This is a genomic window from Streptomyces sp. NPDC045967 (assembly GCF_056430495.1).
Map to the genome: position 1 here is coordinate 152,228 of NZ_JBWKLE010000010.1, position 16,187 is coordinate 168,414.

General features: G+C 70.2%; 11 protein-coding genes. 7 read left to right on the plus strand and 4 right to left on the minus strand.

The window, feature by feature from the left end:
• Positions 1 to 3 precede the first annotated feature (3 nt).
• The 7 genes from AC07FY_RS20775 (at position 4) to AC07FY_RS20805 (ending at position 10,056) form a co-directional block, all read left to right on the plus strand.
• Positions 4 to 939, plus strand: a complete 936-nt coding sequence (locus AC07FY_RS20775) for a carbohydrate ABC transporter permease (protein ID WP_479008226.1) — start codon at positions 4 to 6, stop codon at positions 937 to 939.
• Positions 940 to 1,549: 610 nt separating this feature from the next.
• On the plus strand, positions 1,550 to 2,764 hold the full coding sequence (locus AC07FY_RS20780) for an ROK family transcriptional regulator (RefSeq protein ID WP_479008228.1): 1,215 nt from the start codon (positions 1,550 to 1,552) through the stop codon (positions 2,762 to 2,764).
• 117 nt (positions 2,765 to 2,881) lie between these two features.
• Positions 2,882 to 3,994 carry a sugar ABC transporter substrate-binding protein gene (locus AC07FY_RS20785; protein WP_479008230.1) on the plus strand — a complete coding sequence of 371 codons (1,113 nt, stop codon included), beginning with the start codon at positions 2,882 to 2,884 and terminating at the stop codon, positions 3,992 to 3,994.
• Between the two features lie 165 nt (positions 3,995 to 4,159).
• A complete protein-coding gene (locus AC07FY_RS20790) occupies positions 4,160 to 4,948 on the plus strand; it encodes an ATP-binding cassette domain-containing protein (RefSeq protein ID WP_479008232.1) in 789 nt (262 codons plus the stop codon).
• Between the two features lie 50 nt (positions 4,949 to 4,998).
• On the plus strand, positions 4,999 to 6,261 hold the full coding sequence (locus AC07FY_RS20795) for a sugar ABC transporter permease (protein WP_479008360.1): 1,263 nt from the start codon (positions 4,999 to 5,001) through the stop codon (positions 6,259 to 6,261).
• Positions 6,262 to 6,526: 265 nt separating this feature from the next.
• Positions 6,527 to 8,443 (plus strand): 1-deoxy-D-xylulose-5-phosphate synthase, encoded by a 1,917-nt coding sequence (dxs, locus tag AC07FY_RS20800; protein WP_479008234.1) that lies wholly within the window; start codon positions 6,527 to 6,529, stop codon positions 8,441 to 8,443.
• Between the two features lie 128 nt (positions 8,444 to 8,571).
• On the plus strand, positions 8,572 to 10,056 hold the full coding sequence (locus tag AC07FY_RS20805) for an amino acid permease (protein WP_479008236.1): 1,485 nt from the start codon (positions 8,572 to 8,574) through the stop codon (positions 10,054 to 10,056).
• Positions 10,057 to 10,063: 7 nt separating this feature from the next.
• Here AC07FY_RS20805 and AC07FY_RS20810 read toward each other — a convergent pair whose 3' ends face one another.
• From AC07FY_RS20810 to AC07FY_RS20825, 4 genes are all read right to left on the minus strand, one after another.
• Positions 10,064 to 11,104 carry an LCP family protein gene (locus tag AC07FY_RS20810; protein ID WP_479008238.1) on the minus strand — a complete coding sequence of 347 codons (1,041 nt, stop codon included), beginning with the start codon at positions 11,102 to 11,104 and terminating at the stop codon, positions 10,064 to 10,066.
• 92 nt (positions 11,105 to 11,196) lie between these two features.
• The gene (locus AC07FY_RS20815; protein WP_479008240.1) at positions 11,197 to 13,326 is read right to left on the minus strand and encodes a 3-hydroxyacyl-CoA dehydrogenase NAD-binding domain-containing protein; all 2,130 of its coding nucleotides are present in this window, start codon (positions 13,324 to 13,326) and stop codon (positions 11,197 to 11,199) included.
• On the minus strand, positions 13,323 to 14,549 hold the full coding sequence (locus tag AC07FY_RS20820) for a thiolase family protein (RefSeq protein ID WP_030234769.1): 1,227 nt from the start codon (positions 14,547 to 14,549) through the stop codon (positions 13,323 to 13,325). Before AC07FY_RS20820 ends, AC07FY_RS20815 begins: the two co-directional genes overlap by 4 nt.
• A gap of 312 nt (positions 14,550 to 14,861) precedes the next feature.
• Positions 14,862 to 16,145 (minus strand): HRDC domain-containing protein, encoded by a 1,284-nt coding sequence (locus tag AC07FY_RS20825; protein ID WP_479008242.1) that lies wholly within the window; start codon positions 16,143 to 16,145, stop codon positions 14,862 to 14,864.
• Positions 16,146 to 16,187: the final 42 nt, after the last annotated feature.

Genomic DNA, 16,187 nt, shown 5'->3' on the forward strand with positions numbered 1-16,187 from the left:
ACGATGGCTGCACAGACCACAGTGATCAAGGCTCCGGGCGAAGACGCCGCGGAGCGGGCCGGGAAGGCCGGCCGGCCGGGGGAGGGGGACGGGCGCCGCTCCGACGGCGTGGTCCTCAACGTCTTCTCGCACGGGTTCCTGGTCCTCTGGGCCGTGATGATCGTGCTCCCGCTGATCTGGCTCGCGCTCGGCGCCTTCAAGACCGACGCGCAGATCGGCGGCTCGGCCCTCAGCTGGCCCTCGAACTGGAACTTCGACGCCTTCGGCCGGGCCTGGGACAAGGGCATCGGCGGCTACTTCGCCAACACCCTCATCGTGCTGGTGTTCTCGGTGCCGCTGACGATGCTGTTCGGCTCGATGGCGGCCTACGTGCTGGCCCGCTACCCCTTCAAGGGCAACCGGGTCATCTACTACTTCTTCGTCAGCGGGGCGATGTTCCCGGTGTTCCTGGCGCTCGTCCCGCTGTTCTTCATGGTCAAGCGCTTCGACATGCTGAACACCTACCAGGGACTGATCCTGGTGTACGTCGCCTACTCGATGCCGTTCACCGTCTTCTTCATGCACTCCTTCTTCCGGACGCTGCCGACCGCGATCCACGAGGCGGCGGTCATCGACGGGGCCTCCGACACCAGGATCTTCTTCCAGGTGATGCTGCCGATGGCCAAGCCCGGCCTGATCAGCGTCGGGATCTTCAACGTCCTGGGCCAGTGGAACCAGTACATCCTGCCGGCCGTGCTGATGCAGCCGCAGACCAGCGGCGAGCCCGAGCGCTACATGCTCACGCAGGGGCTCATCCAGCTCCAGTACCAGATGGGCTACGAGACGGACCTGCCGGTGCTGTTCGCCGGTGCGACCATCGCCGTCATCCCCATGCTGGCCGTCTACCTCTCCTTCCAGCGCCAGATCCAGGCCGGCCTGACCTCCGCCACCCTCAAGTAGCGGGGCCGGGCCGGGCCGGGCCGGCCCGGGGCGTCGGGGCCGCCGCCGTGCTCGGGCGGGCACTGAGCCCGGTCAGGCTCCCCATGACCGTGCTCACCCCGCGCACCTCCAACCTGCGTCCAGGCGTCCAGGCGTCCAGGCGGCACGGAGCCGCGCGGTCGCGTGGAGTGGTCACGCGTCGGCGCAGGGGCCGCGGACGGGCCACGGGATGCGCCGAGGGCAGGGATGACGTATGCCTGACAGGAGGGTCAGGACACGGATCAGGAGACCGGCGGATCAGCCGACGGCGGCGAGAGCACGGCAAGGACTTCGATCGGGACTCGTCCCGAACAGCTCCTCGCATCGTGCTGTCATGGCGGGGCGCGGTCCGGCCGGAAGGCCGCAGAGGACCGGCGCCCCAGCGACCGTGACGCGATCTCCGCGCCCGTTCTCTCCCTCTTATGGCCGATGTGGTGGTTTCGTCCTGTGTCAGCCTCTTGACGTCTGGATGCGCAAAGGCTCGACTTAAGGTTCACAAGTTGGAGAGACGCCGGGGTCTCGGAGCGCAGCGCCGTTCCCCCGGCCGGGGGGCGACGGCTGGCCGTCGCTTATGGGCAGGAGTGGATGAGTCGTGCAGACTCCCGGATCGCAGTCCTCACTGCATCGCGCCAATCTCGAACGGGTCGTGCGGGCGGTGCGCCTGGCGGGTTCGCTGACCCAGGCGGAGATCGCCCGCGCCACCGGACTGTCGGCGGCCACGGTCTCCAACATCGTCCGCGAGCTGAAGGAGGGCGGGACCGTCGAGGTCACGGACACCTCCGCGGGCGGCCGGCGGGCCCGCAGCGTGTCCCTCAGCGGCGACGCGGGCATCGTGATCGGCGTGGACTTCGGCCACACCCACCTGCGGGTGGCCGTCGGCAACCTCGCCCACCAGGTGCTCGCCGAGGAGGCCGAGCCGCTGGACGTGGACGCCTCCTGGGTGGAGGGCTTCGACCGGGCGGAAGCACTGGTCGGACGCCTGATCGCGGGCATCGGGGTGCGTCTGGACAAGGCCATCGGGGTGGGCCTCGGCGTCCCCGGCCCGATCGACGTGGAGTCCGGCACCCTCGGATCGACCGCGATCCTGCCGGGCTGGGCCGGGATCAACCCGCGCGAGGAGCTCTCGCGGCGCCTCGGCGTGCCGGTCCACGTCGACAACGACGCGAACCTCGGAGCCCTCGGTGAACTCGTCTGGGGGAGCGGGCGCGGAGTGAAGGATCTCGCCTACATCAAGGTGGCCAGCGGTGTCGGAGCCGGATTGGTGATCAACGGTCAGATCTACCGCGGGCCGGGCGGCACGGCGGGCGAGATCGGGCACATCACCCTCGACGAATCGGGCCCGGTCTGCCGCTGCGGCAACCGCGGCTGCCTGGAGACCTTCGCCGCGGCCCGCTACGTGCTCCCCCTCCTCCAGGGCAGCCACGGGCCGGAGTTGACGATGGAACGGGTCGTCGAGCTGGCCCGTGAGGGGGACCCGGGCTGCCGCCGGGTGATCACCGATGTGGGCCGCCACGTCGGCAGCGGCGTGGCGAGCCTGTGCAACCTCCTCAACCCCAGCCGGGTGGTCCTCGGCGGGTCGCTGGCGGAGGCCGGTGAACTCGTCCTGGCTCCCATCCGTGAATCGGTGGGGAGGTATGCGATTCCGAGCGCCGCCCGCCAGCTCTCGGTGCTCACGGGCTCGTTGGGCGGCCGGGCGGAGGTCCTGGGGGCGCTCGCCCTGGTGCTCAGCGAGATGGGCGATTCGACGCTTTTGTCGGACCATGGAGGTGGAGTGCGAACTCCAGCCGCCATGTCTTCAGTTAGATAACGGATGGCACCGTTGTCATCTCGTTAAGGATTCACTCCTTGACGGCAAAACGCGGCCGGGGTTGACTCACATCCACCTCGGCCGCAGTGCTGCGGCCTCGTCAGGGAGGTTCAAGTAATGAACACGCGTATGCGCAGAGTCGCCGTAGCCGTCGCCGCCGGTGCCATGGCCGTCTCGCTTGCCGCCTGTGGCAGTGCCAAGGAGGCCGGCGACAAGACCAAGGAGTCCGGCGCCGCCGCGGGCGACGTCATCAAGGTCGGTCTCCTGCTCCCGGAGAACCAGACCGCGCGCTACGAGAAGTTCGACAAGCCGCTCATCGAGAAGAAGGTCGCCGAGCTCACCGGCGGCAAGGGCCAGGTCGTCTACGCGAACGCCAAGCAGGACGCGACCACCCAGAACTCGCAGGTCGACACGATGATCACCAACAAGGTGAACGTCCTGATCGTGGACGCGGTGGACTCCAAGGCCATCGCCGGCTCGGTGAAGAAGGCCAAGGACGCCGGCATCCCGGTCGTCGCCTACGACCGCCTGGCCGAGGGCCCGATCGACGCCTACACCTCCTTCGACAACGAAGAGGTCGGCAAGGTCCAGGGCAAGGCGCTGCTCGAGGCGCTGGGCGACAAGGCCAAGGACGGCCAGATCGTCATGATGAACGGCTCGGTCACCGACCCGAACGCCAAGCTCTTCAAGTCCGGCGCGCACTCCGTCCTCGACGGCAAGGTGAACATCGGCAAGGAGTACGACACCGTCGAGTGGAAGCCGGAGAACGCCAACACCAACATGGCGGCCGCCCTCTCGGCACTCGGCAAGGACAAGGTCGTCGGCGTCTACTCCGCCAACGACGGCATGGCGGGCGGCATCATCACCGCCCTGAAGGCCGCCGGCCTGTCCACCCTGCCCCCGGTCACCGGCCAGGACGCCGAACTCGCCGGCGTGCAGCGCATCGTCGCGGGCGAGCAGTTCATGAGCGTCTACAAGCCGTACGCCCCCGAGGCCGAGGCCGCCGCGAAGATGGCCGTCGCCCTCGCCAAGGGCGAGAAGGTCACCGGCGTCACCACCTCCACGGTCGACAGCCCGAGCGCCAAGGGCATCCCGTCCGTGCTGATCCCGGTCGTCTCGCTGACCAAGGACAACATCAAGGACACCGTCGTCAAGGACGGCGTCTACACGGTCGACGAGATCTGCACCGAGAAGTACGCGGCCGCCTGCGCCACCCTCGGCCTCAAGTAGGCCCCCGTCGCCCGAGCGGCGACCCCCCGTGCCTGCCCGGCGCCCCGCCCCTTCTTCCCCGCCACCCGCGGGGCGCCGGGCAGAAACGCTCCTCCAGATCTTTCCCCCATTCGCCCCGCTCCTGCTCTTTTGCACGACATCCCCGCCGGTCAGGCGGCGAAGGAGATGGTTCATGTGTCCGCTGCGCCCGTGCTGGCGTTGCGAGGGGTCTCGAAGCGGTTCGGCGCCGTCCAGGCCCTGACCGACGTAGAACTCGAGATCCACTCCGGTGAAGTGGTCGCCCTCGTCGGCGACAACGGCGCCGGCAAGTCCACGCTGGTCAAGACGATCGCCGGCGTGCATCCCATCGATGACGGCGTCATCGAGTGGGAGGGCCGCCCGGTCACCATCGGCAAGCCCCACGACGCCCAGAACCTGGGCATCGCGACGGTCTACCAGGACCTCGCCCTCTGCGACAACATCGACGTCGTAGGCAACCTCTTCCTGGGCCGCGAGCTCAAGCGCCGCGGTGTCCTGGACGAGGTGGAGATGGAGCGCCGTGCCCGCGAGCTCCTGACCACGCTGTCCATCCGGATCCCCAGTGTCCGGATCCCCATCGCCTCGCTCTCCGGCGGTCAGCGCCAGACCGTGGCCATCGCCCGCTCGATGCTGGGCGAGCCCAAGCTCGTCATCCTCGACGAGCCCACCGCAGCCCTGGGCGTCGAGCAGACCGCACAGGTCCTCGACCTGGTGGAGCGGCTGCGCGAGCGCGGCCACGCCGTCATCCTCATCAGCCACAACATGGCCGACGTGAAGGCCGTTGCCGACAAGGTGGCGGTCCTGCGGCTGGGCCGCAACAACGGCGTCTTCACCGTCGCCGACACCTCGCAGGAAGAGATCATCTCCGCCATCACGGGAGCCACGGACAACGCCGTGACCCGCCGGGCGGCCCGCACCGGGGAGGCTCGCAAGTGAGCACCGACAACCCAGCCGCCGACCCGCTCGACAAGGCGGCCGCGAGCGACGTGGAGCACGAGGTCGTCAATCCGGCCGCGGCGGCGGACGCCATCCCGGCCGTCGACCCCCGCCTGCTCGTGCGCGAGCAGGGCCTGTCCGGGTACCTGAGCGAGTTCGGGCGCAAGATGAAGGCCGGCGACCTCGGGTCCATCCCGGTCGTCCTCGGCCTGATCATCATCTGGTCCATCTTCCAGGGCCTGAACTCGAACTTCCTCTCCCCGGAGAACCTCTCCAACATCGCCATCACGATGGTCGCCACCGGCATGATGGCCGTGGGCATCATCTTCGTGCTGCTGCTCGGCGAGATCGACCTCTCGGTCGGCTCCGTCAGCGGTGTCTCGGGCGCGATCGTCGCCGTCCTCGCCGTCACCCACGGCGTGAACGAGTGGCTGGCCATCCTCGCGGCCGTCGCGGGCGGCGCCCTGATCGGCTGCATCCACGGCTTCTTCTTCGCCAAGATCGGCGCCCCGGCCTTCGCGGTCACCCTGTCGGGCCTGCTCTTCTGGTCCGGCGCGATGCTGCAGATCCTCGGCAGCAACGGCACGATCAACCTCGATTCCGAGGGCGTGGTCGGCCAGCTGACCACGTACTTCTTCTCGGACGTGGCGGTCGGCTACGGTCTGGCGGCCCTCGCGGTGGCCGGGTACTTCCTCGCCACCTTCTTCGACAACCGCCGCCGCGAGGCCGCCGGGGTGCCCTCCAGGCCGCTCGGCGAGATCCTGCTGCGCACCGGCCTGCTCGCGGTGTTCACCTTCGGCCCCGCGATCGTGTTCAACCAGTACAAGGGCCTGCCCCTCGCGGTGGTGCTGTTCGTGGCGGCCCTGGTCGCCACGGACTTCGTCCTGCGCCGCACGACCTTCGGCCGAAACGTTTTCGCACTCGGCGGCAGCGTCGAGGCGTCCCGCCGCGCGGGCATCAACGTCACCGGCATCCGCATCGCGGTCTTCGCCATCGCCGGCACCTTCGCCGCCATCGGCGGCCTCTTCTGGGCCTCCAAGATCGCGGCGGCCAACCAGAGCGCCGGCGCCGGCGACCTGCTGATGAACGTGATCGCGGCGGCCGTCATCGGCGGCACCAGCCTCTTCGGCGGCCGGGGCCGGACCTGGAACGCCCTCCTCGGCGTCATGGTCATCACCTCGATCCAGTACGGCCTGGCCCTGGAGGGGATCGCGACCCCGGTCCAGTACATGATCACCGGCGCGGTCCTGCTCGCCACCGTGGTCATCGACTCGGTCACGCGCAAGACGCAGAAGACGGCCGGACGGGCCTGACGCCCGCCCGGTCGGCCGGGCCGCACCAGCGCGCCGCCCGGTAAGACCCGTCACAGTGCCCGGTGCCACTTCGCGTGGCACCGGGCACCCGTGCGTGCGCGGCGGCGCACTCCTGTGCGGGTATACCCCCGTTTGCGAGGTGTGGCCAATGGACCCCGCGCGCATGTATGGCAAAGGTGTGACCGTCCGGGGACGGCCCGATGACCGAGCCCGCCGACGGAACATTAGACTCGACAGACCAGCGAGCAACTGCAAGGAGGCACGGGTGCTGCTGACCCGCATCAAGGGACCGCGCGATCTGGACCGGCTCAGCCAGGAGGAGCTCGACCAGCTCGCCGCCGAGATCAGGTCCTTCCTCGTCGACGCCGTCTCCAAGACCGGCGGGCACCTCGGCCCCAACCTCGGGGTGGTCGAACTGACGATCGCCCTGCACCGGGTCTTCGACTCGCCCAAGGACAAGGTCCTCTTCGACACCGGCCACCAGGCCTACGTCCACAAGCTGCTCACGGGCCGCCAGGACTTCGCCGGCCTGCGCACCAAGGGCGGTCTGTCCGGCTACCCCTCGCGCGCCGAGTCCGAGCACGACGTGATCGAGAACTCGCACGCCTCCACGGTGCTGGGCTGGGCCGACGGCATCGCCAAGGCCAACGAGGTGCTCGGCCGCGAGGACCACCACGTCGCCGCCGTCATCGGCGACGGCGCGCTGACCGGCGGCATGGCCTGGGAGGCGCTGAACAACATCGCCGCCGCCAAGGACCGCCCGCTGGTCATCGTCGTCAACGACAACGAGCGCAGCTACGGCCCCACCATCGGCGGCCTCGCCAACCACCTGGCGACCCTGCGCACCACGGACGGCTACGAGCGCTTCCTGGCCCGCGGCAAGGACCTCCTGGAGCGTACGCCGGTCGTCGGCAGGCCGCTCTACGAGACCCTGCACGGCGCCAAGAAGGGCCTGAAGGACTTCATCGCCCCGCAGGGCATGTTCGAGGACCTGGGCCTGAAGTACATCGGCCCCATCGACGGCCACGACATCGAGGCCCTGGAGTCGGCCCTGCAGCGCGCCAAGCGCTTCAGCGGGCCCGTCATCGTGCACTGCCTCACCCAGAAGGGCCGCGGCTACGAGCCGGCCGTCCAGGACGAGGCGGACCGCTTCCACGCGGTCGGCGTGATCCACCCGGACACCGGCCTGCCCGTCAGCACCGACGCCGCCAGCTGGACCTCGGTCTTCGCCGACGAGATGGTCAAGCTCGGCAAGGAGCGCAAGGACATCGTCGCGATCACCGCGGCCATGCTCCAGCCGGTCGGCCTGAAGAAGTTCGCCGACGCCTTCCCCGACCGGATCTTCGACGTCGGCATCGCCGAGCAGCACGGCGCCACCTCGGCGGCGGGCCTGGCAACCGGCGGCGCCCACCCGGTCTTCGCGGTGTACGCGACCTTCCTCAACCGCGCCTTCGACCAGGTGCTGATGGACGTCGCCCTGCACAAGTGCGGGGTCACCTTCGTCCTGGACCGCGCCGGTGTCACCGGCACCGACGGCGCCTCCCACAACGGCATGTGGGACATGTCCATCCTCCAGGTCGTCCCCGGCCTGCGCCTGGCTGCCCCGCGCGACGCGGAGCAGCTGCGCGCCCAGCTGAACGAGGCGGTCCAGGTCAAGGACGCGCCGACCGTGGTGCGCTTCTCCAAGGGCGTCGTCGGCCCGGCGGTCCCGGCCGTCGGCCGCATCGGAGGCATGGACGTGCTGCGCGCCCCGGCCCCCGAGGTCACTCGGCCGGACGTCCTGCTCGTCTCGGTCGGCGCACTCGCCCCGATGTGCCTGGAGATCGCCACCCTGCTCGACAAGCAGGGCATCACCGCCACCGTCGTCGACCCCCGCTGGGTCAAGCCGGTGGACGAGGCGCTGCCCCCGCTCGCCGACCGCCACCGCGTGGTCGTCACCGTCGAGGACAACAGCCGCGCCGGCGGTGTCGGCTCCGCCGTCGCCCAGGCCCTGCGGGACGCCGGTGTGGACGTGCCGCTGCGCGATTTCGGCATCCCGCAGCGCTTCCTCGACCACGCCTCCCGCAAGGAGGTCATGGCCGAGATCGGGCTGACCGCCCCGGACATCGCCCGGCAGGTCACCGGCCTGGTGGCCAAGCTGGACGGACGCTACGACAGCGAGCGGGCCACCGCCGTCGACTAGCGGGACACCGCTCGGCGGACCGACGCGCGGTTGCACGCCACGGGCCGGGAGATCACCCTTGAGTGGGTGGGCCTCCCGGCCCGTTCGCGTGCGTCACCTTGTGTGGAGGTGCGTTGGTGAGTACGGATATGAACAGTCAATTCCGCACCAAGTCGGTCGAGCAGTCGATCCGGGACACCGAAGAGCCGGAACACGCGCTCAAGAAGTCCCTTTCGGCCTGGGACCTGACCGTCTTCGGCGTCGGCGTCATCATCGGCACCGGCATCTTCGTCCTCACCGGCAAGGTCGCCAAGGAGACTGCCGGTCCCGCCACCGCCCTGGCCTTCGTGGCCGCCGGCGTGGTGTGCGCGCTGGCCGCCCTGTGCTACGCGGAGTTCGCCTCGACCGTCCCCGTCGCCGGTTCGGCGTACACGTTCTCGTACGCCTCGATCGGCGAACTCCCGGCCTGGATCATCGGCTGGGACCTCGTCCTGGAATTCGCGCTCGGCACGGCGGTGGTCGCGGTCGGCTGGTCGGGGTACGTCCGCTCGCTGATGGACAACGCGGGCATCCACCTGCCGGTGTTCCTACAGGGCCCGGACGTCCCGGGCGGCAGCTTCGACCTGCTGGCCTTCATCCTGGTGTTGGTCCTGACCGCCATCCTGGTGGTGGGGGTGAAGCTGTCCGCGCGGATCACGGCGATCGTCGTCGCGATCAAGGTCACGGTGGTCCTCATCGTGATCATCGCGGGCCTGTTCTTCATCAAGGGCAGCAACTACAAGCCCTTCATCCCCGAGGCGGTCAAACAGGAGGGCGGCGCGGGCTTCGACGCTCCGCTGGTCCAGCTGATCTTCGGCTACGAGCCGACCAACTTCGGTGTCATGGGCATCTTCACCGCGGCCTCGGTGGTGTTCTTCGCCTTCATCGGGTTCGACGTGGTCGCCACGGCCGCCGAGGAGACCAAGCTGCCGCAGCGGGACATGCCCCGCGGCATCCTGGGCTCGCTGCTGATCTGCACCGTGCTGTACGTGGCGGTCTCGCTCGTGGTCACCGGCATGCAGCACTACAGCGAGCTGTCGGTGAGCGCTCCCCTGGCGGACGCCTTCAAGTCCGCCGGGCACCCGGTGTACGGCGGCATCATCAGCTTCGGCGCCGCGGTGGGCCTCACCACGGTCTGCATGATCCTGCTGCTGGGCCAGACCCGCGTGTTCTTCGCCATGAGCCGCGACGGCCTGCTCCCGCGGTTCTTCTCGGTGACCCACCCGAAGTTCCGCACCCCGTACCGGCCGACGATCCTGCTCGGCGTCATCATCGCGATCGTCGCCGGGTTCACCAGCATCAACGAACTGGCGACCCTGGTGAACATCGGCACGCTCTTCGCCTTCGTCGTCGTGGCGCTCGGCGTGATCATCCTGCGCCGCACCCGCCCCGACCTGCCGCGGTCCTTCCGCACCCCGTGGGTGCCGGTGGTGCCGATCCTGTCGATCGCCGCCTCGGTCTGGCTGATGCTGAACCTGCCGGCCGAGACGTGGCTGCGGTTCGCCATCTGGATGGTGATCGGTGTCATCGTCTACTTCGCGTACGGACGCAGCCACAGCCGACTGGGCCGCTCCGGGCCCGACGCGAAGTACTAGCCCGGCGTCAGCCCTTGGCGGGGGAGTCCTTCGCGGAGGCCGGAACCGGTCGGTCTGCGCGGAGGGCTTCCCACAACCGGGTCGCCTGCGGCTCGGCCACGACCACGCGGTTGCGGTCGACCTTGTCGTAGGCGACCGGCAGCATGATCGTCTCCATCGTGTCCGGGTCCACGCCCTTCATGCTCCGCGCGAAATCGGAGAGCGCGGTCAGCGAGGCGAGGTCGGAGTCGGTGGTCAGCGACTTGGTCGCGGCGTCGGCGAGCTTGTACAGGCGCGCCGGGTTGCCGAAGGCGTCCTGCTTCTTTATCTCGGACAGCATCGCCATCATGAACTGCTGCTGGAGCCCGATGCGGCCGAGGTCGCTGCCGTCTCCGTACCCGTAGCGGGTCCGGACGAACTTCAGCGAGTCGGTGCCGTTCAGCCGGTGCGTGCCCGCGTCGAGCTTCAGGCCGCCCTTGGCGCCGCTCATCGGCTTGTCCAGGGTGACGGTGACCCCGCCCAGGGCGTCGACGAGCCCCTTGAAGCCGGCGAAGTCCACCTCGACGAAGTGGTCCACGCGGATCCCGGAGAGCTGCTCAACGGTGTTGACCACACAGGCCGGACCGGCCAGCGAATAGACCGAGTTGAACATGACCCGTTTCGCGGAGGGCACGGTCTTGCCGTCCTTGCCCCGGCACTCGGGCCGGGTGACCAGGGTGTCGCGGGGGATGCTCACCGCGGTCGCCTTGGCCCGGCCCTCGGGTATGTGCACCAGCATCGCGGTGTCCGAGCGGGCGCCGCCGACATCGCCGTGGTCGAGGTCGCCGTTGGCCCCGGCGCGCGAGTCGGAGCCGAGGACGAGGACGTTCTGCGCGTTCGCCGCCACCTTGGCGGGCCGGTTGTCGCCGATCGCCTGGTCCAGGTCGACGCTGGAGAGGTTGCCGTCGAGGTGGCTGTACGCCCACCAGCCGGCCCCGGCGGCGCCCAGGACGAGCACGGCGACCAGCAGCAGGGTGATCCGCAGAATGCGGCGTCGGCGGCGCCTGGGCCGCGCGTGCGTGTCCGTCATGGGGGTGAATCTTAGACAGATATTCGAACGGCCGAAGCCCGCCTCCCGCAGGAGGCGGGCCACGCCGTCGAACAGCCCTCTGCGACCCGGACTTACGCCGGGACGCTCGCGAGGCCGGGGGCGAGGAACTTCTTGCCGTTCACGCGCTCCGAGACGCCTTCGCGGTCCAGGTACGGCGTGATGCCGCCCAGGTGGAAGGGCCAGCCGGCGCCCGTGATGAGGCAGAGGTCGATGTCCTGGGCCTCGGCCACGACACCCTCCTCCAGCATCAGCCCGATCTCCTGCGCCACCGCGTCCAGGACTCGGTCGCGGACCTGCTCCTCCGTCAGGACGGAGTCGCCCTGGACCAGGAGGGCGGCGACCTCGGGGTCGAGCTCCGGCTTGCCGGAGTCGTAGACGTAGAAGCCGCGCTTGCCGGCCTCGACGACGCGCTTGAGGTTCGGGGAGACGGTGAAGCGCTCCGGGAAGGACCGGTTCAGGGTCTCGGAGACGTGCAGACCGATCGCCGGGCCCACGAGCTCCAGCAGCACCAGCGGCGACATCGGCAGGCCGAGCGGCTCGATGGCCTTCTCGGCGGTGGCGACCGGGGTGCCCTCGTCGATGACGTTCTGGATCTCGCCCATGAAGCGGGTGAGGATGCGGTTCACGACGAACGCCGGGGCGTCCTTGGTGAGGACCGCGGTCTTCTTCAGCTTCTTGGCGACACCGAAGGCCGTGGCCAGCGAGGCATCGTCCGTCTGCTCGCCGCGGACGATCTCCAGCAGCGGGAGGATCGCGACCGGGTTGAAGAAGTGGAAGCCGACCACGCGCTCCGGGTGCTGGAGCTTGGAGGCCATCTCCGAGACCGACAGCGAGGAGGTGTTGGTGGCGAGGATCGCGTGCGCCGGAGCGACGGCCTCGACCTCCGCGAACACCTTCTGCTTGACGGACATCTCCTCGAACACGGCCTCGATGATGAAGTCCGCGTCCGCGAAGCCCTCGGCCTTGTCCAGGACACCGCTCACCAGGGCGGTCAGGCGGTTGGCCTTGTCCTGGTTGATGCGGCCCTTGCCGAGCAGCTTCTGGATCTCGGCGTGGACGTAGCCCACGCCCTTGTCCACGCGCTCCTGGTCGATGTCGGTGAGGACCACCGGCACCTCCAGGCGGCGCAGGAACAGCAGCGCCAGCTGCGAGGCCATCAGGCCCGCGCCGACGACGCCGACCTTGGTGACCGGACGGGCCAGGGACTTGTCCGGGGCGCCGGCCGGGCGCTTGCCGCGCTTCTGGACCAGGTTGAAGGCGTAGATGCCCGAGCGCAGCTCGCCGCCCATGATGAGGTCGGCCAGGGCCGTGTCCTCGGCGTCGAAGCCGGCCTGGAGGTCGCCGTCCTTGGCCGCGGCGATGATGTCCAGCGCGCGGTAGGCGGCCGGAGCGGCGCCGTGGACCTTGGAGTCCGCGATGAAGCGGCCCTTGGCGACGGCCGCGTCCCACGCCTCGCCGCGGTCGACCTCGGCGCGTACGACCTCGGTCTCGCCGTTGAGGACGCGAGCGGTCCACAGCAGCGACTGCTCCAGGAAGTCGGCACCCTCGAAGATCGCGTCGGCGATGCCGAGCTCGAAGACCTGGCTGCCCTTCAGCTGCCGGTTCTGGTTGAGCGAGTTCTCGATGATGACCGAGACCGCGCGCTCCGCGCCGATCAGGTTCGGCAGGAGGGCGCAACCGCCCCAGCCGGGAACCAGGCCGAGGAAGACCTCGGGCAGCGAGAAGGCCGGGATGGCCTTCGAGACGGTGCGGTAGGTGCAGTGCAGACCCACCTCGACACCGCCGCCCATCGCCGCGCCGTTGTAGTACGCGAACGTCGGGACGGCGAGCGCCGCGAGGCGCTTGAAGACGTCGTGGCCGCCCTTGCCGATGGCGAGGGCCTCGTCGTGCTTCTTCAGCAGCTCGACGCCCTTGAGGTCGGCGCCGACCGCGAAGATGAACGGCTTGCCGGTGATGCCCGCGCCGACGATGGTGCCGGCGGTGGCCTCCTGCTCGACCTGGTCGATCGCCGCGTTCAGGTTGGCGAGCGACTGCGGGCCGAAGGTGGTCGGCTTGGTGTGGTCGAAGCCGTTGTCCAGCGTGATGAGCGCGAAGCGCCCGGCGCCGAACGGCAGGTCCAGGTGGCGGACGTGCGCGGACGTGACGACCTCGTCCGGGAACAGCTCGGCCGCACCCTTCAGGAGCTCAGCGGTGGTGCTCACTTGGAGTCTCCCTCGGCGTTGAAGTTCGGGTTCTCCCAGATGACCGTGGCGCCCATGCCGAAGCCGACGCACATGGTGGTCAGGCCGTAGCGGACGTGCGGCTGCTCCTCGAACTGGCGGGCCAGCTGCGTCATCAGGCGCACGCCGGAGGAGGCCAGCGGGTGGCCGAACGCGATGGCGCCGCCGTACTGGTTGACGCGCGCGTCGTCGTCGGCGATGCCGTAGTGCTCCAGGAAGGCCAGCACCTGCACGGCGAACGCCTCGTTGATCTCGAACAGGCCGATGTCCTCGATGGACAGGCCGGCCTGGGCGAGGGCCTTCTCGGTGGCCGGGATCGGGCCGTAGCCCATCACCTCGGGCTCGACACCCGCGAAGGAGTACGAGACCAGGCGCATCTTGACCGGCAGGTTGTTCTCGCGGGCGAAGTCCTCGGACGCGATGATCGCGGCAGTGGCACCGTCGTTGAGACCGGCGGCGTTGCCCGCGGTGACCCGGCCGTGCGTACGGAACGGCGTCTTCAGGCCCGCCAGGTTCTCCAGCGTGGTGCCCGGGCGCATCGGCTCGTCGGTGGTGACCAGGCCCCAGCCGGTCTCACCGGCCGCCTCGTTGGTGTTGCGCACCGAGATCGGCACCAGGTCCTGCTGGATCTTGCCGTCGGCGTACGCCTTGGCGGCCTTCTCCTGCGAGCGCACGGCGTACTCGTCGGCGCGGAGCTTGGTGATCGTCGGGTACCGGTCGTGCAGGTTCTCGGCGGTCATGCCCATGAACAGGGCGGACTCGTCGACCAGCTTCTCGGAGACGAAGCGCGGGTTCGGGTCGACGCCCTCGCCCATGGGGTGGCGGCCCATGTGCTCGACACCGCCGGCGAGGGCGACGTCGTAGGCGCCGAAGGCCACGCCGCCCGCGACGGCGGTCACGGCGGTCAGCGCGCCGGCGCACATGCGGTCGATGGAGTAGCCCGGGACGGACTGGGGGAGGCCCGCGAGGATGCCCGCGGTACGGCCCAGCGTGAGGCCCTGGTCGCCGATCTGCGTAGTCGCGGCGATGGCGACCTCGTCGATCTTCTTGGGGTCCAGGTCCGGGTTGCGGCGCAGCAGCTCCCGGATCGCCTTCACGACGAGGTCGTCGGCGCGGGTCTCGTGGTAGATGCCCTTCGGGCCCGCCTTGCCGAACGGGGTGCGGACGCCGTCGACGAAGACGACGTCCCTGACGGTACGAGGCACGTTGGCTCTCCTCCAGGTGCGGGTGTGCACTGCTGCGCGGGGGCGGCTCGGCACGCAGTGCTGAGCGCCCGCTCACCCGGCCCATGCTACTTGCGGGTAACCCATGTGGACACCCCCACCCCGAGGAGCGGCGAAGGTCACACTGCCACGGGTGCGCCCCGGCCCGCTGCGCACCGGCCCGCGGACCGGCCACGCCCCGTGGACACGGGTCGGCGACCCCGACCGTCGGAGCGAGCCCGATAAACAGAACACCCCCGGCGAAACAGAACACCCCCGGCCGCGGGGCCGGGGGTGTTCGCGAGGGCGGTCGGGTCAGGCGGTCGCGGCGAGGGCCGTGAGCAGGGCCGGGGTGACCTGCTCGATCTGCCACGGGCGGGCTCCGTAACCGGCCAGTGCCTGCGCCACGGCGTCGGCCTCCAGCCGCTGCGGCGGCTCCCAGCACAGCCGGCGGACCGTGTCCGGGGTGATCAGGTTCTCCTGGGGCAGGTTCAGCTCCTCGGCCAGCGCCGAGACGGCCGTACGGGCCGCCGCCAGGCGGGCCGCCGCGGCCGGGTCCTTGTCGGCCCAGGAGCGCGGCGGCGGCGGACCGGCCGGGGTCGCGCCGGGCTGCGGCAGCTCGCTCTCGGGCAGGGCCCTCGCTCGGTCCACCGCGGCCATCCACTGCTCCAGCTGGCGCCGGCCCATGCGCTGGCCGTAGCCGGGCAGCGCGGACAGGTGCTGCACGGTGGTCGGCAGGGCCAGGGCGGCCTCGACGATCGCCGCGTCACCCAGCACCTTGCCCGGGGAGACGTCCCGCCGCTGGGCGATCCGGTCCCGCGACTCCCACAGCTCCCGTACGACCGCCATCTGCCGGCGTCGGCGCACCTTGTGCATGCCGGACGTACGGCGCCAGGGGTCCTTGCGCGGCGGCGCGGGCGGTGCGGCGGCGATGGCCTCGAACTCCTGGTGGGCCCACTCCAGCTTGCCCTGCCGGTCGAGCTCCTCCTCCAGCGCGTCCCGCAGGTCGACCAGCAGCTCCACGTCCAGGGCGGCGTAGCGCAGCCACGGCTCGGGGAGCGGGCGGGTGGACCAGTCGACGGCGGAGTGCCCCTTCTCCAGCGCGTAGCCGAGAACGCTCTCGACCATCGCGCCGAGCCCGACCCGGGGGAAGCCGGCGAGGCGGCCGGCCAGCTCGGTGTCGAACAGCGAGGTGGGCGCCATGCCTATGTCGCGCAGGCACGGCAGGTCCTGGCTGGCCGCGTGCAGGATCCACTCGGTCCCGGACAGGGCCTCGCCCAGTGCGGAGAGGTCGGGGCACCCCACCGGGTCGATGAGCGCGGATCCCGCGCCCTCGCGGCGCAGCTGCACCAGGTAGGCGCGCTGGCCGTAGCGGTATCCGGAGGCGCGCTCGGCGTCCACGGCCACCGGGCCGGTGCCCGCGGCGAAGGCCGCGACCACGCGGGCCAAGGCGTCGGCGTCGGCGACGACCGGGGGGATCCCCTCGCGGGGTTCCAGCAGGGGAATCGGCGGCCCATCGGACGAACTGACGACGTCGTCCGGGGGGCCGCCCCCGGTGGTGGTGCGCAGGTCTGCTGCGGTCTCTTGGGCGTCGGTCACCGGTCAAGGGTATCCGTGGATGCGACGCGCCCGTCGCCGGAA